20 protein-coding genes are annotated in these 24,347 nt (G+C 67.6%); 14 read left to right on the top strand and 6 right to left on the bottom strand.

From position 1 onward, the window contains the following. Window positions 1-271 precede the first annotated feature (271 nt). The gene (locus tag A0J57_RS17785) at window positions 272-1,069 is read left to right on the top strand and encodes a DUF2189 domain-containing protein (protein WP_025549805.1); all 798 of its coding nucleotides are present in this window, start codon (window positions 272-274) and stop codon (window positions 1,067-1,069) included. Between the two features lie 5 nt (window positions 1,070-1,074). On the opposite strand, the gene A0J57_RS17780 is transcribed toward A0J57_RS17785, so the two are convergent. Continuing rightward, window positions 1,075-1,980 (bottom strand): LysR family transcriptional regulator, encoded by a 906-nt coding sequence (locus A0J57_RS17780; RefSeq protein ID WP_061938173.1) that lies wholly within the window; start codon window positions 1,978-1,980, stop codon window positions 1,075-1,077. A gap of 100 nt (window positions 1,981-2,080) precedes the next feature. Here A0J57_RS17780 and ilvD point away from each other — a divergent pair, with 100 nt between their 5' ends. Beyond that, window positions 2,081-3,934, top strand: coding sequence for a dihydroxy-acid dehydratase (ilvD, locus tag A0J57_RS17775; RefSeq protein ID WP_044660624.1), 1,854 nt, complete (start codon window positions 2,081-2,083; stop codon window positions 3,932-3,934). 247 nt (window positions 3,935-4,181) lie between these two features. On the opposite strand, the gene A0J57_RS17770 is transcribed toward ilvD, so the two are convergent. Next, window positions 4,182-4,613 carry a MarR family winged helix-turn-helix transcriptional regulator gene (locus A0J57_RS17770; protein ID WP_025549807.1) on the bottom strand — a complete coding sequence of 144 codons (432 nt, stop codon included), beginning with the start codon at window positions 4,611-4,613 and terminating at the stop codon, window positions 4,182-4,184. 96 nt (window positions 4,614-4,709) lie between these two features. Here A0J57_RS17770 and A0J57_RS17765 point away from each other — a divergent pair, with 96 nt between their 5' ends. The 5 genes from A0J57_RS17765 (at window position 4,710) to A0J57_RS17745 (ending at window position 11,356) form a co-directional block, all read left to right on the top strand. After that, window positions 4,710-5,861, top strand: coding sequence for an HlyD family secretion protein (locus A0J57_RS17765; RefSeq protein WP_061938170.1), 1,152 nt, complete (start codon window positions 4,710-4,712; stop codon window positions 5,859-5,861). Continuing rightward, window positions 5,858-7,414, top strand: a complete 1,557-nt coding sequence (locus A0J57_RS17760; protein ID WP_061938168.1) for a DHA2 family efflux MFS transporter permease subunit — start codon at window positions 5,858-5,860, stop codon at window positions 7,412-7,414. Before A0J57_RS17765 ends, A0J57_RS17760 begins: the two co-directional genes overlap by 4 nt. Before the next feature lie 10 nt (window positions 7,415-7,424). Next, the gene (locus tag A0J57_RS17755) at window positions 7,425-8,864 is read left to right on the top strand and encodes an efflux transporter outer membrane subunit (RefSeq protein ID WP_061938164.1); all 1,440 of its coding nucleotides are present in this window, start codon (window positions 7,425-7,427) and stop codon (window positions 8,862-8,864) included. Between the two features lie 288 nt (window positions 8,865-9,152). Continuing rightward, the gene (locus A0J57_RS17750; protein WP_025549811.1) at window positions 9,153-10,436 is read left to right on the top strand and encodes an HD-GYP domain-containing protein; all 1,284 of its coding nucleotides are present in this window, start codon (window positions 9,153-9,155) and stop codon (window positions 10,434-10,436) included. A gap of 62 nt (window positions 10,437-10,498) precedes the next feature. Beyond that, window positions 10,499-11,356: a class I SAM-dependent methyltransferase gene (locus A0J57_RS17745; protein WP_061938154.1), complete on the top strand. Its 858-nt coding sequence runs from the start codon at window positions 10,499-10,501 to the stop codon at window positions 11,354-11,356. A gap of 47 nt (window positions 11,357-11,403) precedes the next feature. Here A0J57_RS17745 and A0J57_RS17740 read toward each other — a convergent pair whose 3' ends face one another. Continuing rightward, window positions 11,404-11,805: a DUF2147 domain-containing protein gene (locus A0J57_RS17740; protein WP_044662863.1), complete on the bottom strand. Its 402-nt coding sequence runs from the start codon at window positions 11,803-11,805 to the stop codon at window positions 11,404-11,406. Between the two features lie 59 nt (window positions 11,806-11,864). Here A0J57_RS17740 and A0J57_RS17735 point away from each other — a divergent pair, with 59 nt between their 5' ends. Further along, window positions 11,865-12,563 carry a methyltransferase domain-containing protein gene (locus A0J57_RS17735; RefSeq protein WP_025549814.1) on the top strand — a complete coding sequence of 233 codons (699 nt, stop codon included), beginning with the start codon at window positions 11,865-11,867 and terminating at the stop codon, window positions 12,561-12,563. Here A0J57_RS17735 and A0J57_RS17730 read toward each other — a convergent pair. The 3 genes from A0J57_RS17730 to pncB form a co-directional block, all read right to left on the bottom strand. Beyond that, window positions 12,493-13,626: an NAD(P)/FAD-dependent oxidoreductase gene (locus A0J57_RS17730; protein ID WP_061938152.1), complete on the bottom strand. Its 1,134-nt coding sequence runs from the start codon at window positions 13,624-13,626 to the stop codon at window positions 12,493-12,495. The two genes, A0J57_RS17735 and A0J57_RS17730, sit on opposite strands and share 71 nt — an antisense overlap. After that, window positions 13,623-14,687: a type III polyketide synthase gene (locus A0J57_RS17725; protein WP_061938149.1), complete on the bottom strand. Its 1,065-nt coding sequence runs from the start codon at window positions 14,685-14,687 to the stop codon at window positions 13,623-13,625. The genes A0J57_RS17730 and A0J57_RS17725 overlap by 4 nt, the downstream gene beginning before the upstream one ends. A gap of 81 nt (window positions 14,688-14,768) precedes the next feature. Beyond that, window positions 14,769-16,073, bottom strand: a complete 1,305-nt coding sequence (gene pncB / locus A0J57_RS17720) for a nicotinate phosphoribosyltransferase (RefSeq protein ID WP_061938146.1) — start codon at window positions 16,071-16,073, stop codon at window positions 14,769-14,771. A gap of 420 nt (window positions 16,074-16,493) precedes the next feature. Here pncB and A0J57_RS17715 point away from each other — a divergent pair, with 420 nt between their 5' ends. Genes A0J57_RS17715 through A0J57_RS17690 form a run of 6 tightly spaced genes read left to right on the top strand, consistent with a single transcriptional unit; the run spans window position 16,494 to window position 24,316 of the window. Beyond that, window positions 16,494-16,583, top strand: a complete 90-nt coding sequence (locus A0J57_RS17715; RefSeq protein ID WP_037483019.1) for a potassium-transporting ATPase subunit F — start codon at window positions 16,494-16,496, stop codon at window positions 16,581-16,583. Between the two features lie 13 nt (window positions 16,584-16,596). Next, on the top strand, window positions 16,597-18,300 hold the full coding sequence (gene kdpA / locus A0J57_RS17710; RefSeq protein WP_061938143.1) for a potassium-transporting ATPase subunit KdpA: 1,704 nt from the start codon (window positions 16,597-16,599) through the stop codon (window positions 18,298-18,300). 13 nt (window positions 18,301-18,313) lie between these two features. After that, window positions 18,314-20,344 (top strand): potassium-transporting ATPase subunit KdpB, encoded by a 2,031-nt coding sequence (gene kdpB / locus A0J57_RS17705; protein ID WP_062017303.1) that lies wholly within the window; start codon window positions 18,314-18,316, stop codon window positions 20,342-20,344. Between the two features lie 23 nt (window positions 20,345-20,367). Beyond that, on the top strand, window positions 20,368-20,952 hold the full coding sequence (kdpC, locus tag A0J57_RS17700) for a potassium-transporting ATPase subunit KdpC (protein WP_061938137.1): 585 nt from the start codon (window positions 20,368-20,370) through the stop codon (window positions 20,950-20,952). Beyond that, a complete protein-coding gene (locus A0J57_RS17695) occupies window positions 20,949-23,609 on the top strand; it encodes a sensor histidine kinase KdpD (protein ID WP_061938135.1) in 2,661 nt (886 codons plus the stop codon). The genes kdpC and A0J57_RS17695 overlap by 4 nt, the downstream gene beginning before the upstream one ends. Further along, entirely contained in the window at window positions 23,606-24,316 is a 711-nt protein-coding gene (locus tag A0J57_RS17690; RefSeq protein WP_025549818.1) for a response regulator, read from the top strand. Before A0J57_RS17695 ends, A0J57_RS17690 begins: the two co-directional genes overlap by 4 nt. Window positions 24,317-24,347: the final 31 nt, after the last annotated feature.

Here is a 24,347-nt window from a genome sequence, read left to right as displayed (position 1 = left end):
GAAGCGGACCGTCGAAAAATCGCTGAACGAAATAACATTCACAATAACTGAGAAACATGCCGGAGGCGCATCATCCAGCAGTGGCGCGACAGGCGAAGCCGCGCGGGGCATCAAAGGGCTGGCGGGCGCCGTGTTCCGGGTGTAGGATGCCGCCATTGGCCATGAGGCGCTCCCTCATGCCGAGAGATGCTCGCCCCGGAAAGGCGCGCATGTCCCGACAGAGGACATATAAGAACAGGAGCTTCATGGCTTTCGGTCAGGAGAGCGAACCATGGCAATGGCTCACCCGTCCCAGGCGGCGTCCGCCGGGCAAGATATTTCCATCCGCACCATCACGTTCGACGACCTGCGCGTCGCCCTGCGTCAGGGATGGGACGATTTCCTCGCCAAAAGGGGCGATCTGGTGTTCATCGGCTTCATCTATCCGATCATCGTCGCGCTCGCGATCATGTCGGCCAGCCGGATGTCGATCCTGCCGCTGATCTTTCCGCTGGTGGCGGGCGCGATCCTGCTGGGGCCGGCATTCGCCAGCGGTTTCTACGAACTGGCGCGGCGGCGGGAGGCCGGGCTGGACGCGCGCTGGCGCCATTTCCTGGACGTGATCCGTAAGCCGGGCGGGTCCGCCCTGTTCGACCTGACCTGCGTGCTGGCGCTGCTGTTCATGGCGTGGATGGCGACGGCCTGGTTCATCTATCATGCGACGCTGGAAAATGTGCCCGGCTCGACATCCTCCGTGGGCGCTTTCCTGTCGGCCATATTCGGCACGTCGCAGGGCTGGCAGATGATCGTGCTCGGCAATCTGGTCGGCTTCGGCTTCGCGCTGCTGACGCTGGCGGTCAGCGTCGTCTCCTTCCCCATGGCGGTGGACAAGCCGGTCAGTTGGGGCGTCGCGGTGCGCACATCCTGCCGCGTGGCATGGCATAATCCGGTGACGGTCGCGGCCTGGGGCCTGATCGTGGTCGCGCTGCTGGTGCTGGGCGCCCTGCCCGCGCTGGTGGGGCTGGCGGTGGTGCTGCCCGTGCTGGGCTATGCCACCTGGCACCTCTATACGCGCGCGGTCGTCCGATAAGGCGATCAGCCCCCGGCCATGTCGAGGGCGATGCCCAGCAGGGCGCGCAGCGTCGGCGCCTCGTCCGACCGGCGCCACGCCAGGCCGGTTTCCAGCATGGGGGCAAGGCCAGCGAGCGGCAGATAGCGCACGCCCGTGCGCGCGAGGTTGCGCAGCGAGGCGGGGACCAACGCCAATCCCATGTCGGCGGAGACGAGGCTGATGATCGTCTGCATCTGGATCGCCCGCTGGCGCACATGCGGCTCCCGCCCCTGGGCCCGGTAATGGTCGATGACAAGATCGTGGAAGGTGGGGGCGACGTGACGCGGGAAGAGCAGCAGCGGCTGGTCGAGCCAGCCCTCCCCGGCCAGCCTGCCGTCCTCCACCAGCAGGCGGCCGTCCTTCACCCAATTCTCCGGCACGGCGGCCACCAGCGGCTCGCGCAGCAACGGGCGATAATCGATGGCCGCGGGCAGGCCGGATGCGGGCGGGATCAGCAGCCCGGCGTCGGTCCGCCCTTCCACCAGCGCCTCCACCTGGACGTCGCTGGTCGCTTCCACCAGCGTCATGTCCACCCTGGGGAAAGCATTGGCATAGCGCCGCACCAGCGCGGGCAGGATGCTGTAGTCCGCCGAACTGACGAAGGAGAGGACAATCCGCCCGACCGTCCCGGCCTGCAGGCGCCGCGCCACGGCAGCGAGGTCGGCCACGGCCCCCACGGCGGGCCGGACATGCTCCAGCCATTGCCGTCCAAAGGGGGTGAGCGCCACCTGCCGCTTGGTCCGGGTGAAGAGAGGCGCGCCCAGTTCCCGCTCCAGCGCCATGATCGACTGGCTGAGCGGCGGCTGGGTCATGCCCAGCCGTTCGGCGGCACGGCCGAAATGCAGTTCCTCCGCCACGGCGAGGAAATGGTTGAGCTGGCGAAGGTCCATGTCAGTCATTCATTCTGCGACCTTATAGCGCGGCTGCAATATATTTCACAACCTGTCCGCGAAGGCGTAAGGCGGCCGGACAGGAACCGAGGACAGACCCATGCCGCATTATCGTTCACGCACCAGCACCCATGGCCGCAACATGGCGGGCGCGCGCGGCCTTTGGCGCGCCACCGGCATGAGGGACGAGGATTTCGGCAAGCCCATCATCGCCATCGCGAACAGCTTCACCCAGTTCGTGCCGGGGCATGTGCACCTGAAGGATCTGGGCCAGCTCGTCGCGCGGGAGATCGAGGCGGCGGGCGGCGTCGCCAAGGAATTCAACACCATCGCGGTCGATGACGGCATCGCCATGGGCCATGACGGCATGCTCTATTCGCTGCCCAGCCGCGACCTGATCGCGGACAGCGTCGAATATATGGTGAACGCCCATACCGCCGACGCGCTGGTGTGCATTTCCAACTGCGACAAGATCACGCCCGGCATGCTGATGGCCGCGATGCGCCTCAACATCCCGACCATCTTCGTCTCGGGCGGTCCGATGGAGGCCGGCAAGACCGAGCTGCGCGGCAAGACCGTCGCGCTGGACCTGGTCGACGCCATGGTCGTCGCGGCGGACGACAGCTATACCGACGAGGAAGTGAAGGTCATCGAGCGGTCCGCCTGCCCGACCTGCGGTTCCTGCTCCGGCATGTTCACCGCCAATTCGATGAACTGCCTGACCGAAGCGCTGGGGCTGTCGCTGCCGGGCAACGGGTCGACCCTGGCCACCCACGCCGACCGCGAAAAGCTGTTCCTGGAGGCGGGCCGCACCATCGTCGACCTCGCCAAGCGCTGGTACGAACAGGACGACGCATCGGCCCTGCCCCGCAACATCGCCACCTTCGCCGCGTTCGAGAACGCGATGAGCCTGGACATCGCCATGGGCGGGTCGACCAACACGGTGCTTCACCTGCTCGCCGCCGCCTATGAGGGCGGGGTGGATTTCACCATGGCCGACATCGACCGTCTGTCACGGCGCGTTCCCTGCCTCTGCAAGGTCGCGCCGGCCAAGAATGACGTGCATATGGAGGACGTCCATCGCGCGGGCGGCATCATGGCGATCCTGGGCGAGCTGGAGCGCGCCGGGCTGGTCGACGCCAGCCTGCCGACCGTCCATGCGCCGACGCTGGGCGACGCGCTCAACCGCTGGGACATCGGCCGCACCAATAGCGAGGAGGTCCGCAACTTCTTCCGCGCCGCGCCCGGCGGCGTCCGCACCACCCAGGCGTTCAGCCAGAACGCCCGTTGGGAGGAACTGGACACCGACCGCGAGACCGGCGTCATCCGCAGCGCGGCGCATCCCTTTTCCAAGGATGGCGGGCTGGCCGTGCTGTTCGGCAATATCGCGCCCGAAGGCTGCATCGTGAAGACGGCCGGGGTGGATGAATCCATCCTGACCTTCCACGGCACGGCACGGGTCTATGAAAGCCAGGACGCTGCGGTCGCCGGCATCCTGGGCAATGAAGTGAAGGCGGGCGATGTCGTCGTCATCCGCTATGAAGGGCCCAAGGGCGGGCCGGGCATGCAGGAAATGCTCTACCCGACCAGCTATCTGAAGTCGAAGGGGCTGGGCAAGGCCTGCGCCCTGATCACCGACGGGCGCTTTTCCGGCGGCACTTCGGGCCTTTCCATCGGCCATGTGTCGCCCGAAGCGGCCGAGGGCGGGCTGATCGCGCTGATCGCGACCGGCGACCCCATCCTCATCGACATTCCCAATCGCGTGATCAGGCTGGACCTGGACGACGCCGTCATCGCCGCCCGCAAGGCGGAAATGGAGGCGCGCGGCGCGAAAGCGTGGAAGCCGTTCGGCCGCAAGCGCCATGTGTCGCCCGCCCTGCGGGCCTATGCGGCGCTCACCACCAATGCGGCGCGCGGCGCGGTGCGGGACGTGGGCCAGGTGGAAAAGGATTGATATTCAGGGCGCGCCGCATTCGACCCCGCGGCGCGTCGTTCCGGACGATTGCCCGCGGGCCGTCAGTGGAGGAGGATATAAAGCGTGCCGGTCAACGCCAGGGCCGACGCGCTGCACAGGCTCAGCAACCCGACGCTGCATTGGCACATGCTGTAATGCATACGCTCCATCGCACTCTCCCTTGCCGCCGGGCTTATGCCGGTCGGGCGGGGCGATGATAACAGAGAATATCGCGCGAATCAAAAGGTCAGGCGTCGTCCAGTCCCTGCAATAATTTTTGCAGCGCAGCATGGAAATGCCGCCGTTCCGAAGGGTTGAGCGCCTTCAAAAGCTTTCCCCCCAGTTGCAGGCGGAGAGGCTCCGTCACGGCGACCGCCGCCTCTCCGGCCGGAGTGATGGCCAGCCGCTTCACCCGCCGATCGTCCCTGTCCGGCACCCGCTGGATCAGGCCTTCGCGCTCCAGCCCGTCCAGCGCCTCCGTCACCGTGCGCGGCGCGAGATTCATGATCTCGGCAATGTCGGCGGCGCGCGCCGTTCCCAGCTGCGCCTTTATGCACATCAATATCTTGGTCTGGGCGAGCGATGCGCCCTGTTCCGTCATCGCGCGGTCGAACGATCTGCGGATCAATGTGATGACCCGAAACAGGTCGGTCAGTAGCTGTTCGTCGGCGCCATTCATGAGGAACCTCAATAAATGGTATTGCGCTATGGTGCAAGCGCGAGCATAGGGGGACGGGATTGCGATCTGCGGGTTCCATCGATGAGTTCTGAGACAGTGGCTTCTTCTCCCCCCCATGGCGACGACTCGGGCCAGAGCCGCTCCTCCGCGCTCAGAAGCCCGCGCGCACGCCTGATCCTGCTGCTCGTGGCGCTGGCGCTGATCGGCGGCGGCGTGCTGTGGTTCATCCGCTTCGAAACCTTCGGCAAATATCAGGAATCGACCAACGACGCCTATATCCAGGCCGATTCGATCACCGTCGCGCCCAAGGTGTCCGGCTATGTCGACCGCGTCTTCGTCGATGAGAACCAGGATGTGAAGGCCGGCCAGCCGCTGGTTCAGATCGATCCGCGCGATTACCGGGCGCAGGCGGCCCAGTCCGTGGCGCAGATCGACGTGGCCAAGGCCAATGCGGCCGGGGTCGTCGCCCAGATTGCTGAGCAACGCGCCGCCGTCGCGCAGGCCGAGGCCGATCTGAACGCCGCCAACGCCAATGCCACCTTCGCCGCGCGCGAGGTGGAGCGCTATCGCCCGCTGGCGGCCAGCGGTGCGGAGACCCGCGAGCGCCTGTCGGAGCTTCAGAACCAGGCGACCCAGGCGCGGGCGAGGGCCGCGGCGGCCAGGGCGACACTGACCAGCGCGCAGAAGCGGATCGCCACCCTGCAGACACAGGTGCGGCAGGCGGAAGCGCAGGGCGAGGCCGCGCGTGCGCAGCTTTCGGCCGCCAGCACCAATGTGGAGGCGACGATATTGCGGGCGGCGGTCGACGGGCGGATCGGTGACAGGAGCGTCAGGCAGGGCCAGTTCGTTCAGGCCGCCAGCCGGCTGATGACGCTGGTTCCCAATGCCAGCCTCTATGTCGAGGCGAATTTCAAGGAAACGCAACTGGGCCTGATGCGCGTCGGCCAGCCGGTGACGATCGCGGTGGATGCGCTGCCCGGGATCGAGCTGCCCGGACGGGTCGCCAGCATCGCGCCCGGCACCGGCGCCCAGTTTTCGGTCCTGCCGCCGCAGAACGCCACCGGCAATTTCACCAAGATCGTCCAGCGCATCCCGGTGCGCATCGCCGTCAGCGCCGGCCCCGAAACCCGGAAGCTGCTGGTCCCCGGCATGTCCGTCGAAGTGTCCGTCGACACCCGTTCGGCCCGGAACGCCGCCGCGCAGATCCGCCGGGAGCAGGAGCGGCATAACGCCCGGATCGGCCGATGAACGCCACCGCCGCTCCGGCCGCGCCGCCCCTTCCCGAACGCGCCGACACCGCCGCGTGGCTGGCCGTCATCGCGGGAAGCCTGGGCGCGATGATGGCGACGCTGGACATTTCCATCGTCAATTCAGCGCTGCCCACGATCCAGGGCGAGATCGGCGCCAGCGGCACGGAGGGCACCTGGATCGCGACATCCTATCTGGTCGCGGAGATCATCGTCATTCCGCTGGCGGCCTGGCTGGAACGGCTGCTGGGGCTGCGCACCCTGCTGCTCGCCGCCGCCTTTCTGTTCACCGGTTTTTCGATGCTGTGCGGCGTGGCCGGCGACCTTACCACCATGGTCATCGGCCGCGTCGGCCAGGGCTTTACCGGCGGCGCGCTGATCCCCACGGCGATGACCATCATCGCCACGCGCCTTCCCCGTTCGCAGCAGCCGATCGGCAATGCGCTGTTCGGCGTCACCGCCATTCTTGGGCCGGTGCTCGGCCCGCTGGTCGGCGGATGGCTGACGGAGAATATAAGCTGGCACTACGCCTTCTTCCTGAACCTGCCCGTGGGCATCGTGCTGATCACCCTGCTGCTGGTGACGATGCCGCATCAAAAGCCGCGCCTCAGCGAATTCCGGCAGGCCGACTGGCTGGGCATCGCGGGCATGGCGCTGGGCCTGGGCGGCCTTACCATCGTGCTGGAGGAGGGGCAGCGGGAACAATGGTTCCAGAGCAGCGAGATCGTCCTGATGTCGATCGTCTCCGGCATCGGCTTCATCCTGCTGTTCGCCGGGCAATATTTCGCGAAAAGGCCTGTCATCCGGCTGAAGCTGCTGCTCGACCGGCAATTCGGGGCCGTTGCGCTGATGGGGCTGGTGATCGGCATGATGCTGTACGGCACCGCCTTCGTCATTCCGCAGTTCCTGGCGGCGATCGCCGGCTATGACGCGCTGCAATCGGGCCGCATCGTCCTGCTGTCCGGCATTCCGAGCCTGATGCTGATGCCGCTCACCCCCCTGCTGATCCGGCACCTCGACATCCGCATCGCGGTGGGCGCCGGGCTGCTCGTCATGGCGACGAGCTGCTGGGTCGACACGGTGCTGACCAATCAGGCGGTAGGCCATGATTTCGTCGAGTCGCAATTGCTGCGCGGCGTGGGCAGCGTATTCGGTTTCCTGTTCCTCAACCAGGCGGCCATCGCATCGGTCCCGCGCGAGGATGCGGGCGATGCCGCCGGGCTGTTCAACGCCGTCCGCAATCTGGGCGGATCGCTGGCGCTGGCGGGCATCGCCACCATCCAGGACCAGCGAAGCTGGCTGCACAGCCGCCGCATGGAGGAAAGCCTGAGTGCCAATAGCGGGCAGGTGCAGGATTATATCGGCGGCCTCGCCCATTCGCTGGGCGGGCAGGACGCCGCGCTTCGATCGCTGGCAGGCACGATCCAGCGGGAAGCGCTGGTGATGACCTATAACGACATCTTCACGATGCTGGCGGTCGGCATCATCGCCGTATTGCCGCTGGTGCTGTTCCTGCGTCCCTTGCCCAAGGGGCAAGCGGTCGCGATGCATTGAGGCTGGTTCCATGCGTTTCCCCCAGACCGTCCTTCCTCCGGCCATCCTCCCGCTGCTGGCGCTCGCCGCCTGCACCGCCGGGCCGGATTATCAAGGGCCGGAAGCGGCCAGGCCGGTCAGCCCGGCGGCGCAGTTCGTCAGGGCGCCCGCCGACGCCGGCCCGCAGGCGCCTGCTGCCGCGGCCTGGTGGACGGCGCTGGGCGACCCGGTGCTGGACGCGCTGGAAAGCCGCGCGCTGGCCGCCAGTCCCGGCGTGGCCGTGGCGGAGGCAAGGGTGCGGCAGGCCCGCGCCTCGTTGCGGACGGAGCGCGCCAATGCCCTTCCCAATGTCAACGCCTCCGCTCTTTACGTCCATGCCACCGTGCCCGGCGTCGACCTCGGCAATTCGGAGGAGGACAGTTCCGAGGGGGGCGACAGCCAGTCGCTCAATTTCTACAATCTGGGCTTCGACGCGAGCTGGGAGGTCGATCTGTGGGGTGGCCGGCGGCGGGGAGTGGAGGCGGCACGGGCCCAGGTCGAGGCGGCGCAGGCCAATGTCGCGGACGCTCAGGTCAGCCTGACCGCCGAAATCGCCCAGGCCTATGTCAATCTGCGCGACCGGCAGCAGCGTATCGCGCTGGCGCAGCAGGCCACGGCCCGGCAGCGCGAGATGCTGCGCCTGACGGAACAGCGCCACGCCGGGGGAACCGCCTCCGCGCTGGAGGTGGAACAGCAGCGCAACCAGCTGGAGCAGAGCGACGCCGCGCTGCTGCCGCTGAGTGCGGAGCGCGACGCTTATCTGAACGCGCTGGCCACCCTGGCCGGGGAAGCGCCCGGCGCGCTCGACGCCATGCTGGCCGCGCCCGCGCCCGTGCCGCTGCCTCCCGCGCAGGTCGCGGTCGGCGATCCCGCCGCGCTGCTCAGGCGCCGTCCCGACATCAGGGCGGCGGAGCGCCAGTTCGCCGCCGCCACCGCCAGGATCGGCGTGGCGGAGGCCGCGCGTTTTCCCAGCCTCAGCTTCATGGGCCTGATCGGCATCGGCGGCACCGATCCGGGCGATCTGGTCGACCTCGACACGCTGGCGGCGATCGCCATGCCGCGCCTGAGCTGGAGCTTCCTCGATTTCGGCCGCAACGCCGCCCGGGTCGGACAGGCCGAAGGCGTCCGGGACGAGGCGGCCGCGCAATATCGGCAGGCGGTGCTCAATGCCCTGCGCGACGGCGAGGACGCGCTTTCCCGCTTTGGCGCGCGGCGCCTGAGCGTCGCCAGCGCCGCCCGGTCGAAGGCCTCGGCTGAGCGCGCCGCCGCGCTGATGCGCCAGCGTTTCGAGGCGGGAACGGCCACCCGCATCCAGCTTCTCGACGCGGAGCGGCAGAGCCTGTCGGCGGCTCAGGCGCTGACCCAGGGAACGGCGGCGATGACGGCCGACTATATCGCCCTGCAAAAGGCGCTCGGCCTCGGCTGGCAATAGGGAATTTAACCTTTCCGCAAGGCTTTGGGAGCGAAATGCCGCGCTGGAGCGTGTTGCCTTGTATCGGGCACAGGCCGCGCGCTTCAAGTTTCTGTTGTCGCATCGTTTTAGGCAGAAAACCGGTTCCCGTCCTTCGACAGGGCTCAGGACAGGCTTTTCCGCACGATGCTCTAAAAGTCCATATTGTCCGATGGAAGCGCGACATGCTCCGGGGGAGGAGTCCGGCAGGGACGGGAACGCGCTTCGGATCGGACAGGAGGGACTTTCAAGTCGGGGCCGCGCATCATCATGTTGAAGAGAATTCGTACCGAGCATGTCGAATTGGGCATGTTCCTCCACAAGATGGAAGGGTCGTGGTTCGCCCACCCCTTCTGGAAGAGCAGAATGCTGCTGGAGGATGCCGAACAACTGGAAACGTTGAAGGCGAGCAAGGTCGAATGGGTGCAGATCGACACCTCTCGCGGCGCTGACCTGAAGCCCAGCGAAGCGCCTGCCCCGCCCCGCGCGCCGGCTGCCGACCAGCGTGACCGTCCGTTCGGCCGCGCGGGCGCCACCATAGCCCGGCGCGGAGCGCCGCCGCCCGTCAGCCGTCCGTTCGACCCGCTGTCGAAGGACAGGCTGCCGGCCAAGGCGGAGATGGTTCATGCCAACCGCCTCGCCCGCAAGTCGGTGCGCGCGATGCAGAAGATCTTCGACGATTCCCGACTGGGCAATGCGATCAAGCTCAACAGGCTGGAAACGATGATCGATGAGATCTCCAGCTCCATCCAGCGCAATCCCCACGCCTTCATGGCGGTGACGCGGCTCAAGAACACCAGCGAATATCTCTATCTGCACGCCCTGTCGGTCTGCGCGCTGATGATCAGCCTGGCGCAGCAGCTCCGCCTCTCTCCGGAAGAGGTGCAGCAGGCCGGGCTTGCCGGATTGCTGATGGACGTCGGCATGGGCCATGTGCCGCAGGAAACCTGGGACAAGGACAGTCCGCTGACGCCAGAGGAATGGGAGGTCGTGAAGAGCCACACCACGCTGGCGCATGAATTCCTGGCGCTGGGCGGCGAAATGCCGGACGCCGTGCTGGACGTCTGCCTCCATCACCATGAGCGGTTGGACGGCAGCGGCTATCCCCATGGGCTGAAGGGCGATGAAATCGGACGGTTCGCCCGCATGGCGGCGATCTGCGACACCTATGACGCGATGACGTCCAACCGCATCCACCGTCATGGCGAGGACCCATCCCGCGCGCTGCTGATGCTGGACGAGGCGCAGACGCTCTACGACCCCGAAATCTTCCAGGCGTTCCAGCGCGCGGTCGGCATCTATCCCATCGGATCGCTGGTCCGCCTGCGCTCGCACCGGCTGGCGATCGTGGTCGAGCAGAATGCCGACGACCTGACGCTGCCGGTGGTGCGGCCCTTCTATTCGCTTTCCGACCGCAGCTTCGTGAAGGCGGAGGACATAGACCTTTCCAACTGCTTCGGCGCGGACCAGATCATGACCCGCGAAACGCCGGAGGGTTGGGACATGACCGAATGGCCGGCGCTCAGCGCCAGGCTGCTCGCGGCGGCGGGATGAAGGCGGGGGCCCTGCCCTGAAAATTCGTTGCGCCTGCCCGCCGGGCAAGGGATATAGGCGGCATGATCGTGCCGGATATGCCCTCTACCGCGGCGGGCGTCGCCATTCATTATGACGAACTGGACCTCGCCTACCGGCGGATCTGGGGCGAGCATGTGCATCATGGCTATTGGCGGACGGGGAGCGAGAGCCCCGCCGAAGCGGCCGAAGCGCTCGTCGAGGAGGTGGAGGCGCGGCTTGCGCCGGAACCGGGACAGAGGCTGTGCGACATAGGATGCGGCTATGGCGCCACCGCCGCCCGGATCGTCGCCCGGCACGACGTCCATGTCACGGGCCTTACCCTCTCCTCCGCGCAGGAGAAGGTGGCAGGCGCGCGTGCGCTGTCCCGCTTCACCTGCCTGCGCCGCGACTGGCTGCACAATGATCTGCCCGATGCGGGTTTCGACGGCGCCTATGCGATCGAAAGTTCCGAACATATGGTCGACAAGGCCCGCTTCTTCACGGAGGCGGCACGGGTGCTGCGGCCCGGCGGGCGGCTGGTCGTCTGCGCCTGGCTGGAGGGCGAAGGCGCGCGGCCATGGGAAGTCCGCCACCTGCTGCGACCCATTTGCCGGGAGGGGCGGCTTCCCGGCATGGGCAGCCGGGCGGATTATGAGGCGCTGGCCGCCCAAGCGGGGTTCGCGCTGCGCGACCATGAGGATGCCAGCGTCCGCGTCCGCCGCACCTGGACGATCTGCCTGCGCCGGCTGGCGGTGGCCATGATCCGCGACCCGGCCCTGCGGCGCCTTGCGCTCAGTCCCCGGACCCGGAACCGCGACTTCATCCTCAGCCTGCCGCGCCTGATCCTGGCGCTGCGCACCGGCGCGATGCGCTACGGCATCTTCCTGTGGGAGAAGGACAGCGCCGGTCCTGGGGTGTGAGGGGATTCAGCCCATGGCAACCTGCGTCCGATTTAGCGCAGCGTGCTCTAGCGCAGCCGGGTCCAGCGCTGCGACTGGCACAGGAACAGCACGCATCCCGTCAGCCTGAGCGATCCGTCCGCGTTCAATCCCAATGTCGCGCGGTAGCTTCGCCCCGATTTCGGGTCATAGGCGCGGCCGCCCTTCCAGATCGCGCCGTCGCGGCGGAAACCCCAAAGGGTGAGCAGGCCCAATATCGGCTGCCCGCGCAACTTGGGGTCGGGATTGTTGACATCGGTCGCCGGCACGCCCGGTCCCTTGTCCAGCACTTGCGCGATCCGACCGCACATCTGCCCGCCGCACGGCGCGATCTGCACCACGCCCTTCCGGTCCTCGGTCAGCCAACGGCCCTCGACGGACGGCGGCGAGGCCGCCGCCGCCATGATCAGGAGCGCGGTGAAATATCCCATGGCATGCACCTCCATGCCCATGAAGATATGCTATGATGCCGGAGAAGAAGAGAGGGCATATGGCCGACCTTTCGATCCGTTCGCGGCAGGAAGAGCAGATGGACGCGCCGGACCTGGACCCCGCCGTCTATGAGCGGGTGCTGCACGACCTCGCCCGCGTGAACCGCTGGACCTTCACTGCCTGGCCCACCATCGCCTTCCTCAACCGCGCGGTCGGTCCGGCCCGGCATTTCCGCCTGCTCGATGTCGGTTTCGGAGACGGCGACGTCCTGCGCGCGGTCGCCCGCTGGGCCCGGAAGCGCGGGATAGAGGCCGAGCTGATCGGCGTCGACCTCAATGAAAAGAGCCTTGCCGCGGCCCGCCACGCGACTCCGCCCGAACTTGCCATCGACTATCGGGCCGGCGACTATCTGGACCAGCCGGAGCAGTTCGACTTCATCATCTCCAGCCAGGTGACGCACCATATGACGGATGCGCAACTGATGACCTTCCTGCGCCATATGGAGGCGGAGGCGCGGATGGGGTGGCTGATCTGCGACCTGCACCGGCATGGATTTGCCCATTGGGGCTTTCCGCTGCTCGCCCGCCTGCTGCGCGTCCACCGCATCGTGCGGGAGGATGGCCGGCTGTCCATTGCCCGGTCCTTCCGCCCCGGCGACTGGGCGGAGCTGTTGCCCCAGGCGGGCATCAGCCTGGACGATGTGCGGATCGTGCGGCGCTTTTCCTTCCGCCTGTGCGTGGAGCGGATATGCGGGTGAGCAGCGCGGCCTGAACGCCCAGCCCCGGCATCAGGCCCAGCAGCCGCATCAGCAGCCCGCGTCCCCATGGTCCCGCCGCCCCGTGGCGCAAGGCTTCGGCAATCGCCAGCGGCCGCCGGCTGCGGCGGCGCCACTGGTCCTGCCAGCCCATCGCCGCCTGCGCTCCGCCCCGCAGATAGGCCTGCGCGGCGCTGGTCCCGCTGTGGAGCGCGATGGCGATGCCGTCGCCGGCCAGGGAAGCGATCACCGCGCCCTGATCCCCGATGCGGAAGAGTCCCGGAACGCTCGCCGCTGCGCACCAGCCATAGGGCACGCCGGCAATCGCCTCAAAAGAAGGCGGCATTTTTCCAGCCATGCGGCGGGCCAGATGGGGCGCCTCCGCCATGATCGCCTGCATCAGCGCGGGCACGCCATCCGACAGCCGGTCCCGCGCAACGGAAAGGCAGAGATTGGCGGTGCCGTCCTCCTGCAACAGCAGGCCGGCATAGCCGCCGTCGAACAGGTGCATCTCGATCACGCCCGTCAGGTCCGCGCTGCCGGGCAGGGTCGCGCGGAACCCGACGCAGGGCGGTTCCCGCCGGCCGGTGAGATCGCGCGCCAGCCCGCGCAATTCATGCTTGCCCGTCGCCAGGAACAGCGCGTCGCCGGCCAACTGCCCGCCATCGTCGAACCGGATCGAACGCGCTGCGGGGTCGGCGGCGCGCACCGCCCGGCCCCGTTGGACGACGGCTCCCGCCCGCGCCGCGCGCGCGATCAGCGCTTCGTCCAGCGTCCGCCGCGACAGCCCCGCCGCAACATGGGGCAGCGGCAGTTCCAGATGCCGGCCGTCCGCCACCAGCCGCAACCGCCGGATCGGCCGCGCGCCCAGCGCGACCGCGTCGACACCCAGATCGCCCAGTGCCGCCAGCGCATCCCAGCCGAGGAAGCCGCCGCACACGCCATCATGCGGGCCGCTCCGGCGGTCGAGGAGATGCACCTGCGCCCCCGCCTGCGCCAGGGCGATCGCCGCCGCCGCGCCCGCCGGTCCGCCACCGACGACCAGAGCGGGCAGGCGCGCCGTCATGCCAGCCCTTCGAAACGGAATCCTTCGGCCGCCAGTCCGGGTCCGAAGGCCAGCGCCACCCCCCGCCCCGCGTCCGCCAGCATGTCGTGCAGGATGAACATCAGGGTGGAGGAGGACATGTTGCCGAACCGCGCCAGCACGCTCCGCGACGGCGCCAGGGCATCGCGGCCAAGGTCCAGTCCCTGCTCCACCGCGTCCAGGATCGACCGGCCGCCTGCGTGCACCGCCCATCGGTCTATCCTGGCCATATCGTCGCTTCCCCACAGGCGGCGGCGCACCGAGGGATCGCCCAGCGCCGTCTGGATGCGCCCCGGCACCTCTCCGGACAGGTGCATGACGAAGCCGCTATCCCCTATGTCCCAGCGGATCAGTTCCGCCGAATCCGCGAGGTTGAGCGAGAAGGGCCGGTCGATCGCGACGCCGGCGCCCTCCCCCGTCACCAGAGCGGCGGCCGCGCCGTCCGCGAACTGGAGCATCATCAGCAGCCGCTCGATCTGCCGTTCCGGCTGGAAATGCAGGGAAGACAGTTCGACCGTCACCACCAGCACCCGCGCATCGGGTTCCGACCGGACGATGTGCCGCGCCGTCCGCAATGCCGCGACCGCCGCATAGCAGCCCATGAAGCCGACCAATGTGCGCTCGACCCCCTCCAGCCCCAGCCGTTCGGCAATGATCTGGTCGATGCCGGGGGCGACGAAGCCGGTGCAGCTCGCCACCACCAGATGGCTGATCCGGTCGAGCGGCACCTGCGCCCTCAACCGCGCGATCGCCTCCATCGCCAGGCGGGGCGCATGATCGGCATAGCAGCGCATGCGCAGCGAGGTCGGCGGCATTTCGCCCGCGTAGAAGCCGCCGGGATCGACCGGCGATCCGCCCTCGGCGGTCGGCGGCAGCACGCACCAGCGATGCCCGATGCCGGACCGCTCCGCCATGCGCTGGAACAGCCGGCGCTCGCGCGGATCGTCCAGTTGGCCAGTCGCCCAGCGAATGAAGGGTGCATGCATGTCCAGCGCGGGGACGGCGCACCCGATGGCGTTGATGCGAGCGCGCGTATCGGTCATCGGGTCGTCATGGCTCCTGTCTTCGTGGAACGTCCGGGCAGGGGGAAAGGATCAATCGCGGCAGTCTGGCCTCTGCCGCCCTTAGACCTCCACTTCCTTCTCCAGACGTCCCTCTCCCCCGAAAACCTGCAAATATCGGGCGATCTCCTCCGGCTCGCCTGTCGCCTTGGCGGGGTTGTCGGACAGCTTGACCGCCGGGCGGCCATTGGCCTCCACCACCTTGCACACCAGCGAGATCGGATCGAGCCCGGTCGTGGCAAAGGGCGCGCAACCCCTGAAATCATTGGTGAGGTTGGTGCCCCAGCCAAAGCTCATCCGCACCCGCCCGGCAAAATGCCGGTAGGTCGCCTCGATGCTGTCGACATCCATGCCGTCGGAGAAGATCAGCAGCTTCGACCGCGGATCGCGTCCCTTTTCCCGCCACCAGCGGATGATCCGCTCGCCCCCCTCGATCGGCGGCGCGCTGTCGGGGCGGAAACCCGTCCAGTCCGCCACCCAGTCCGGCGCATGGCGCAGGAACGCCGCCGTGCCGAAGGCATCGGGCAGCACGACCAGCAGGTTGCCGGCATAATGATTGCGCCAATCCTCCAGCACGCGATAGGGGGCGGCGGCCAGCGCCTCATCCCCCTCGGCCAGGGCGGCCAGCACCATCGGCAGCTCATGGGCGTTGGTGCCGATGGCCTCCAGATCGGCGTCCATCGCCAGCAGCACGTTGGACGATCCGATGAACCGGCGGCCCAGCCGTTCCTTCAGCGCCTCCACGCACCAGCGCTGCCAGAGGAAGCCGTGCCGCCGCCGCGTGCCGAAGTCGGATATGACGAGATCGGGCAGTTTCGCCAGCCGCTCCACCTTCTCCCACAGCTTTGCCTTGGCGCGGGCGTAGAGCACGTCCAGTTCGAACCGCCCCCGTCCCTTCATCGCCGCGCGGGATCGCAATTCGTTGATGATCGCCAGCGCCGGGATTTCCCACATGCTGCTGTGGGTCCAGGGGCCGTGGAAGCACAGTTCATATTGGCCGTCGACCTTGCGCAGGTCATAGTCGGGCAGGCGGAAATCGGCCAGCCACGCGATGAAATCCGGGCTGAACATCTGCCGCTCGCCATAAAAGCTGTTGCCCGCCAGCCAGATCAGTTCCTTCTTCCCGAAGCGCACGGACCGGGCATGGTCGAGCTGCGCGCGCAATTCGCCCTCGTCGATGACCTCGGCCAGACGCACGGATTGCGTGCGGTTGATCAGCTTGAAGGTCGCCTGCACATCCGGGTAGAGGTGGCGGATCATCTGGAGCATCAGCAGCTTGTAGAAATCCGTGTCCAGCAGGCTGCGGACAATGGGGTCCAGCCGCCAATTATGATTATAGGTGCGGTTGGCGATGTCGGTGTAAACCATCGAAATTCCGTTCAGCCCGTGACCGGCCCCAGTCTATGCGCGACAGGCGCGACTGTCAGCCATCGTCGCCAATCGAACCGGATATGATCCCGTTCCCCTTCATCTGCAAAGACGGCGCCGTCCTCGCCCATCCGTGACCCGGCCGGGCGTGTCCTGCCGCCATGATGGCCGGAACCCGCGCTGCGCGCCATTTTCATACGCAATTTCTATGCCCTGCCCTTTTCCCCTCTCTCGATTTCAAACGCCGCCCTGTCCTAATTGAGCGGCGGCAGACGATGGCCCGTCCCGCACCCCGCGCGACAGCTTCGGCTGCGGGAGTTGCCTTATGCAAGACATGCTCTGGATCGGCCTGATCCTGATTCTTCTCGCCGCCAGCCTCGGCTATGCCGCGCTGTGCGGGCGGGCGTGAGGGCGGGCGCCATGACCATCGACCTCTGGCTCGCCGCGTTCACCGCCATCGGCCTCCTCCTCTATCTGGTCGCCGTGCTGGCGCGGCCCGAACGCTTTTAGGAAGGCGCGTTCCATGACCTTTCAGGGATGGCTGCTGATCGCGACCTTTGTCGGCCTGTTGCTGATCCTCGTGAAGCCGGTCGGCCTCTGGCTGTTCGCGCTTTACGAGGGACGCCGCACGCCGCTTCACGGCCTGCTCGGCCCCGTGGAGCGCGGCTTCTACCGCCTTTCCGGCATCGATCCGCGGGAGGAACAGGGCTGGCGCCGCTATGCGGTGCATATGCTGGTCTTCAACACGGCGCTGCTGCTCCTCACCTATGCGCTGCTGCGGATGCAGGCGGTGCTGCCGCTCAACCCGCAGCATCTGGGCGCGGTAAGCGGGCATCTCGCCTTCAACAGCGCGATCAGCTTCACCTCGAACACCAACTGGCAGAGCTATGCCGGGGAATCGACCATGTCGAACCTCAGCCAGATGCTGGCGCTCACCATCCATAATTTCCTGTCCGCCGCGACGGGCATTGCGCTCGCTTTTGCGCTGTTCCGGGGATTTGCCCGGCGCAGCAGCGCGACCATCGGCAATTTCTGGGCCGATATGGTGCGGGTGACGCTCTATCTGCTGCTGCCGCTCTGCGTCCTCCTCGCGATCTTCTACATGGCGAGCGGCGTGCCGCAGACGCTGGCGGGACCGGTCGAGGTCACGACGCTGGAAGGCGCGAAGCAGACGCTCGCCCTGGGACCGGTCGCGGGTCAGGAGGCGATCAAGATGCTGGGCACCAACGGCGGCGGCTTCTTCAACGCGAACAGCGCCCATCCGTTCGAAAATCCGACGGCGCTCACCAATTTCGTGCAGATGCTGTCGATCTTCGCCATCGGCGTCGGCCTCACCCACAGCTTCGGCAAGGCGGTGGGCAATGTGCGGCAGGGATGGGCCATTCTCGCCGCGATGATGGTCCTTTTCCTTGCCGGCGTCGCGATCACCTGTTGGCAGGAGGCGGCCGGCAATCCGGTCCTCCATCATCTGGGCGTTCCCGGCGGCAACATGGAGGGGAAGGAGGTGCGTTTCGGCATCGCCGCCTCCGCCCTCTTCTCCGTCATCACCACGGCGGCGAGCTGCGGCGCGGTCAACGCCATGCATGACAGCTTCACCGCCATCGGCGGCCTCGTCCCCCTGTTCAACATGCAATTGGGGGAAGTGGTGGTCGGCGGCGTCGGCGCGGGCATATACGGCTTCCTGCTGTTCGCCATCCTCGCCGTGTTCGTGGCGGGGCTGATGGTCGGCCGCACGCCGGAATATGTCGGCAAGAAGATCGAGAGCCGGGAGGTGAAGCTCGCCGTCCTCGCCATCGCCGTGCTGCCGATGGCGATACTGGGCTTCACCGCGATTGCGAGCGTGTTGCCGGCGGGCCTTGCCGGGCCGCTCAACAAGGGACCGCACGGGTTCAGCGAGATCCTCTACGCCTTCACCAGCGCGGTCGCCAACAACGGATCGGCCTTTGCCGGACTGACCGCCAACACCCCCTTCTACAACGGCCTGCTGGGCGTGGCGATGTGGATCGGCCGCTTCTTCATCATCATACCCATGCTGGCCATAGCCGGCGGACTGGCGGCGAAGAAATACACGCCGGAAACCGCGGGCAGCTTCCCCACCACGGGGCCGCTGTGGACCGGGCTGCTGGTCGGCGTCGTGCTGATCGTCGGCGGCCTCACCTTCCTGCCCGGCCTTGCCCTTGGCCCCATGGCCGATCATCTCGCGATGGTCCGTGGCCAGCTCTTCTAAGGATCACAAGCCCATGCCCCGGTCCGAAACCCGATCGCTCTTCACCGCCGACCTCATCCTGCCCGCGATGGGCGACGCTTTCCGCAAGCTGAACCCCAGGAACCTGATCCGCAACCCGGTGATGTTCACGACCGCCGCCGTGGCGGTGCTGCTGACGCTGTTGCTGGCCGTGGGGCAGGACCATCTTGCCCCTGGCTTCAAGCTGCAACTGGTGGCCTGGCTGTGGCTGACGGTTCTGTTCGGCACCTTTGCCGAGGCGCTGGCCGAAGGGCGGGGCAAGGCGCAGGCCGCCTCGCTGCGCGCGACCAAGGCGGAACTGACGGCCAGGCGGCTGAAGGGCGACGCGGTCGAGACCGTCCCGGCGAGCGCGCTCAGGATGGGCGATATCGTGCTGGTCGAAACCGGCGACCTCATCCCATCCGACGGAGAGGTGGTCGCCGGCGTCGCTTCGGTCAACGAGGCCGCCATTACCGGCGAATCCGCGCCGGTGATCCGGGAGGCGGGCGGCGACCGCAGCGCGGTGACGGCGGGCACGCGCGTCATTTCCGACCGGATTCGGGTGCGGGTGACGGTCAATCCGGGACAGGGCTTTCTGGACCGCATGATCGCGCTGGTGGAGGGCGCCGAACGGCAGAAGACGCCCAATGAGATTGCGCTGACGCTGCTGCTGGTCGGCCTGACCATCATCTTCCTGATCGCCGTGGGCACGATTCCGGGCTTTGCCAGCTATGCCGGGGGCGCCGTGCCGGTGGCGATCCTCRCCGCCTTGCTGATCACGCTGATTCCCACGACCATCGCCGCCCTCCTCTCCGCCATCGGCATAGCGGGCATGAACCGGCTGGTGCGCTTCAACGTGCTGGCCAAATCGGGCAGAGCGGTGGAAGCGGCGGGGGACATAGACACGCTGCTGCTCGACAAGACCGGCACCATCACCGTCGGCGACCGTCAGGCGACCGAGTTCCGCCCCGTCGGCGGAACGTCCCCGGCCGAGTTGGCGGAAGCGGCGCTGCTCGCCAGCCTGGCCGACGAAACGCCGGAGGGCCGCTCCATCGTCCTGCTGGCGCGGGAGAAGTTCGGGCAGAGCGCGGATGCGCTGCCCGAAGGCGCGGTGGTCGTTCCCTTCACGGCACAGACCCGCATTTCCGGCGTGACGCTGGGCGGTTCGACCATCCACAAGGGGGCTGTGGACAGCATCCTGCGGGCCAATCCCGCCCTCGACAGGGAAGCCGCAACCCAGGAACTGCGCCGCATCACCGACGAGATCGGCCGCGCGGGCGGCACGCCTCTGGCAGTGGCGAAGGATGGGAGGCTGCTTGGCGCGATCTTCCTCAAGGACATCGTCAAGGCGGGCATTCGCGAACGCTTCGGGGAACTGCGGCAGATGGGCATCCGCACGGTGATGATCACCGGCGACAATCCCCTTACCGCCGCCTCCATCGCGGCGGAGGCGGGGGTAGACGACTTCCTCGCCCAGGCCACGCCGGAGGACAAGCTGGCCCTGATCCGCAAGGAACAGGAGGGCGGCCGGCTGGTCGCGATGTGCGGCGACGGCACCAATGACGCCCCGGCGCTGGCGCAGGCGGATGTCGGCGTCGCCATGAACACCGGCACACAGGCCGCGCGGGAGGCGGGCAATATGGTCGACCTCGACAGCGATCCGACCAAGCTGATCGAGGTGGTGGGCCTGGGCAAGCAATTGCTGATGACGCGGGGCGCGCTGACCACCTTTTCCGTCGCCAACGACGTCGCCAAATATTTCGCGATCATCCCCGCCATGTTCGTGGCGCTCTATCCGGGGCTGGGGGTGCTGAACATCATGGGCCTTGCCAGCCCGGAAAGCGCGATCCTGTCCGCGATCATCTTCAACGCGCTGATCATTCCCTGCCTGGTGCCGCTTGCCCTGAGGGGCGTGACCTACCGGCCCATCGGCGCCGGGCCTCTGCTGGCGCGGAACCTCGCCATCTATGGGCTGGGCGGGCTGGTCGCGCCGTTCGCGGGCATCAAGCTGATCGACCTTGCCGTGAATGGACTGGGTCTGGCGTGACGGACGGCGGAAAGGATAGCAGAATGTTCACCGACCTTAAAACCTCCCTCCGACCCGCGCTCGCGATGACGCTGCTCTTCGCGCTGCTGCTGGGCATCGCCTATCCGCTGGCGCTGACCGGCATCGGACAGGCGCTTTTCCCGTTCCAGGCCAATGGCAGCCTGATCGGGCAGAGCGGCAGGCCGGTGGGCTCCACGCTGATCGGCCAGAATTTCGCCAGCGACCGCTATTTCCATTCCCGTCCGTCGGCGGCGGGCAAGGGCTATGACGGGCTCGCCTCCTCCGGTTCCAACCTGGGGCCCGCCAGCAAGGCGCTGGCCGACCGCGTCGCGCGCGACATTCAGGCCCTGCACTCACCCGGTCGTCCCGTTCCGTCCGATCTGGTGACAACCTCCGCATCGGGGCTGGACCCCCATATCAGCCCCGATGCGGCCTTTTTTCAGGTCGGGCGGGTGGCGAAGGCGCGCGGTCTGGAGCCGGGCCAGGTTCGCGCGCTGGTCGACCGGAGCATCGAGCGACCGCTTCTGGGCTTTTTGGGAGAAGCGCGGGTCAATGTCCTCGAAATCAATCGACGGCTGGATGGCATCGGCGCTAATCAGGCGGGATGAGCGAACCGGAACGCCGCGATCCAGAAGCCTATCTGCGTCAGGCGGCGCGGGAAGGCCGCGGGCGTCTGAAGATATTCCTCGGCGCGGCGCCGGGCGTCGGCAAGACCTATGAGATGCTGATCGACGGCATGCAGCGCCTGCAGGCCGGCGTCGACGTGGCGGTGGGCGTGGTCGAGACCCATGGCCGGCGGGAGACGGAGGCGCTGCTCCACGGCCACGAGGTCATTCCCCGGCGCGCAGTCGATCATCAGGGCCATGGCCTGGGCGAGATGGATCTGGACGCGATCCTCGCCCGCCGCCCCGGGCTGGTGCTGGTGGACGAACTCGCCCACAGCAATGCGCCGGGCAGCCGCCATCCGAAACGCTATCAGGATGTGGAGGAGCTGCTCGACGCCGGGATCGACGTCTATTCGACCGTGAATATCCAGCATGTCGAAAGCCTGAACGACGTCGTCGCCTCCTTCACCCGTGTCCGGGTGCGCGAGACGGTGCCGGATTCCATCCTCGAAACGGCGGAGATCGAGGTGGTCGACATTCCGCCCGACGAGCTGATCGATCGGTTGAAGGAGGGCAAGGTCTATATCCCGGCGGAGGCCAGCCGGGCGCTCAACCATTTCTTCTCCAAGTCCAATCTGACCGCGCTGCGCGAGATGGCGTTGCGCCGCGCCGCGCAGGCGGTGGACGCGCAGATGCTGGACTATGTGCGCGCCCATGCGCTGGCGGGCAGCTTCGCGGCGGGCGAGCGGGTCGTCGTCGCCATCGGCGAACTGCCGAGCGCGCAGGGGCTGGTCCGCGCCGCCAAGCGGCTGGCCGACGCGCTGAAGGCGCCCTGGACCGCCGTGCATATCGAAACGCAGCGCAGCCTGGCCTTCACGGCGGAGGAGCGCGGCCATCTGGCCGACACCATGGCGCTCGCATCGCGCCTGGGCGGGACGACCGCGACCATCCCCGCCCCCAGCGTCGTGGCGGGGCTGCGCCAATATGCGGCGGACGCCCGCGCCACCCAGATCGTGATCGGCAAGGCGAGCCGAAGCTGGTGGTTCGAACTGCGGCACGGGTCGGTGGTCGACCGTCTGGTCCGCGCCATGGAAGACGTCGCCATCCACGTCCTGCCGGGCGACCGGTTCGCACCGCCCCGCCGGACGGCCCGCATGGGGCCATGGGGCAAGCCCGCCGACTATCTCTGGTCCACGGCGATGATCGCGCTGATGACCGCCATAGGGCGGCTGCTGGTCCAGACCATCGCGCTCGGCAATATCGCCCTGCTCTATCTGGTGCCGGTGATGTTCGCCGCCGCCAGCTTCGGCCTGCGCGCCGGGCTGTTCGCGGGTCTGCTTTCCAGCCTCGCCTATAATTTCTTCTTCCTGCCGCCCACCGGCACGCTGACCGTCAGCAATCCGGAAAATGTCATCTCCATCCTCGTCCTGCTGGGCGTCGCCATCGTCACCAGCCAGTTCGCCGCCCGCGTCCGCGCCCAGGCGGACCTGGCCCATGGCAGCGCCCGGCAGAATGCGGCGCTGGCGGGATTTTCCCGGCAACTGACCGCGGCGGCGAGCCAGGACGAGCTGATGCATGCCATCTGCGCCGAAGTGGGGCGAATGTTCGACGTGCGCACCGTCCTCCTCCTCCCATCGCCCGACGGTCCGCAACTGCGCGCCGCCGTGCCGCCGGAGGACCGGCTGGAGCAGATAGAGAAGGCCGCCGCCCAATGGGCGATGGACAATGAGCAGCCCGCAGGGCGCGGTTCCTCCACATTGACGGCGTCGGACTGGCTGTTCCACCCGCTGCGCACGACGCGCGGCGTGCTGGGCGTGCTGGGACTGGCGCGGGAGGATGCGGGGGAGCCGTTGCGGTCCGACCAGTTGCCGCTGCTCATGAGCCTGCTCGACCAGGCGTCCATCGCCTTCGACCGCATGGCGCTGGAGGAGGAGATGCTCGACGCCCGCCAGATCCGCGAGCGCGACCGGCTGCGTTCCGCCCTGCTCTCCTCGGTCGGGCACGACCTGCGCACGCCGCTCACCACCATCATCTCCGCCGCGCATGAACTGAAGCGCCAGCACCCCTGCGACCTTGCCGACACGGTGGAGGCGGAGGCGTTGCGGCTGACCCGCTTCGTCGCCAATCTGCTGGACATGGCGCGGGTGGAGGCGGGCGCCCTGCCGCTGAAGCTGGAGCCCGTGGACCTGTTTGACGCGGTGGCGGGCGCCGTCCACGATACGCGCCAGTCGCTTGGCCGGCATGAGGTGAAGGTCGACATATTGCCCGATATTCCGCTGGTGCGGGTCGATCCGACGCTGCTGCACCATATCCTCATCAACCTGCTCGACAATGCGGGGCGCTATGCCGATCCGGATACGCCCGTGACCATCCAGGGCCAGCGGCTGCCCGACGCGATCACCCTGTCGGTGATCGATCAGGGACCGGGCATTCCGCCGGGGAGCGAGGCGCGCGTCTTCGACACCTTCACCCGCATGGAGGGGTCGGACCGGGCGAAGCATGGCACCGGCCTTGGCCTTGCCATCGTCAAGGGCTTTGCCGAGGCGATGGGGCTGGGCGTATCGGCCGCCAACCGGGCCGATCCGCCCGGCGCCTGCTTCACCCTGCGCTTTCCGCAGGCCTCGATCCTGTCTCCGCTTGCTGACGAGGACATGTCATGACCACCCGTTCATCCGGTCGCCACAAGGTGCTGATCATCGATGACGAACCGCAAATCCGTCGCCTGATCCACGCGGCGCTGACCCGCGCCGACCATGCGACGGTGGAGGCCGCCAATGCGCGCGAGGCGCTGGACAAGTTGCGGGAGGAGCGACCCGACATCTGCCTGCTCGACCTGGGCCTGCCCGACCGCGACGGGCTGGAGCTGGTGCCGCTCATCAAACGGGATTCGGACGCCAGCCTGATCGTCATATCGGCCCGCGACGCGACCGAGCAGAAGGTCGCCGCACTGGACCTGGGCGCGGACGATTATCTGACCAAGCCCTTCGATACCGACGAGATGCTTGCCCGCGTGCGCGTGGCGCTGCGCAACCGCATGACCAAGGATGGCGGCGTTTCGATGGTCCGCGCAGGGGATGTGGCGATCGACCTGATGGCGCGGATCGTGACAAGGGGCGGACAGGAAGTGCATCTGACGCCGAAGGAATATGGCGTGCTGGCGCAACTGGCGAAATATCCGGGGCGGGTGATCACCCATCAGCAGATCATGGCGCAGGTCTGGCCCAACGAGCATGCGCATCATGTCGAATATCTGCGCGTGCTGGTGCGGACCCTGCGGCAGAAGCTGGAGGACGACCCGCAGCGGCCGCGCATCATCGCGAACGAACTGGGGATCGGCTACCGGTTGAAGGAAGCGGATGGGGGTTGAGCCCGTCCTCCCTCTAACCGTCATCGCCACG

It is taken from the genome of Sphingobium sp. 22B, from assembly GCF_001580035.1.
GTDB classification, from domain to species: Bacteria; Pseudomonadota; Alphaproteobacteria; order Sphingomonadales; family Sphingomonadaceae; genus Sphingobium; species Sphingobium fuliginis.
This window is presented reverse-complemented; position numbering and strand designations above follow the sequence as displayed.

Excerpts from the sequence above, each read along its gene's own strand:
- A0J57_RS17785 (WP_025549805.1), top strand. The coding sequence starts at position 272 with ATGGCAATGGCTCACCCGTCCCAGGCGGCGTCCGCCGGGCAAGATATT.
- A0J57_RS17780 (WP_061938173.1), bottom strand. The coding sequence starts at position 1,980 with ATGGACCTTCGCCAGCTCAACCATTTCCTCGCCGTGGCGGAGGAACTG.
- ilvD (WP_044660624.1), top strand. The coding sequence starts at position 2,081 with ATGCCGCATTATCGTTCACGCACCAGCACCCATGGCCGCAACATGGCG.
- A0J57_RS17770 (WP_025549807.1), bottom strand. The coding sequence starts at position 4,613 with ATGAATGGCGCCGACGAACAGCTACTGACCGACCTGTTTCGGGTCATC.
- A0J57_RS17760 (WP_061938168.1), top strand. The coding sequence starts at position 5,858 with ATGAACGCCACCGCCGCTCCGGCCGCGCCGCCCCTTCCCGAACGCGCC.
- A0J57_RS17755 (WP_061938164.1), top strand. The coding sequence starts at position 7,425 with ATGCGTTTCCCCCAGACCGTCCTTCCTCCGGCCATCCTCCCGCTGCTG.
- A0J57_RS17750 (WP_025549811.1), top strand. The coding sequence starts at position 9,153 with ATGTTGAAGAGAATTCGTACCGAGCATGTCGAATTGGGCATGTTCCTC.
- A0J57_RS17745 (WP_061938154.1), top strand. The coding sequence starts at position 10,499 with ATGATCGTGCCGGATATGCCCTCTACCGCGGCGGGCGTCGCCATTCAT.
- A0J57_RS17740 (WP_044662863.1), bottom strand. The coding sequence starts at position 11,805 with ATGGGATATTTCACCGCGCTCCTGATCATGGCGGCGGCGGCCTCGCCG.
- A0J57_RS17735 (WP_025549814.1), top strand. The coding sequence starts at position 11,865 with ATGGCCGACCTTTCGATCCGTTCGCGGCAGGAAGAGCAGATGGACGCG.
- A0J57_RS17730 (WP_061938152.1), bottom strand. The coding sequence starts at position 13,626 with ATGACGGCGCGCCTGCCCGCTCTGGTCGTCGGTGGCGGACCGGCGGGC.
- A0J57_RS17725 (WP_061938149.1), bottom strand. The coding sequence starts at position 14,687 with ATGACCGATACGCGCGCTCGCATCAACGCCATCGGGTGCGCCGTCCCC.
- pncB (WP_061938146.1), bottom strand. The coding sequence starts at position 16,073 with ATGGTTTACACCGACATCGCCAACCGCACCTATAATCATAATTGGCGG.
- A0J57_RS17715 (WP_037483019.1), top strand. The coding sequence starts at position 16,494 with ATGACCATCGACCTCTGGCTCGCCGCGTTCACCGCCATCGGCCTCCTC.
- kdpA (WP_061938143.1), top strand. The coding sequence starts at position 16,597 with ATGACCTTTCAGGGATGGCTGCTGATCGCGACCTTTGTCGGCCTGTTG.
- kdpC (WP_061938137.1), top strand. The coding sequence starts at position 20,368 with ATGTTCACCGACCTTAAAACCTCCCTCCGACCCGCGCTCGCGATGACG.
- A0J57_RS17695 (WP_061938135.1), top strand. The coding sequence starts at position 20,949 with ATGAGCGAACCGGAACGCCGCGATCCAGAAGCCTATCTGCGTCAGGCG.
- A0J57_RS17690 (WP_025549818.1), top strand. The coding sequence starts at position 23,606 with ATGACCACCCGTTCATCCGGTCGCCACAAGGTGCTGATCATCGATGAC.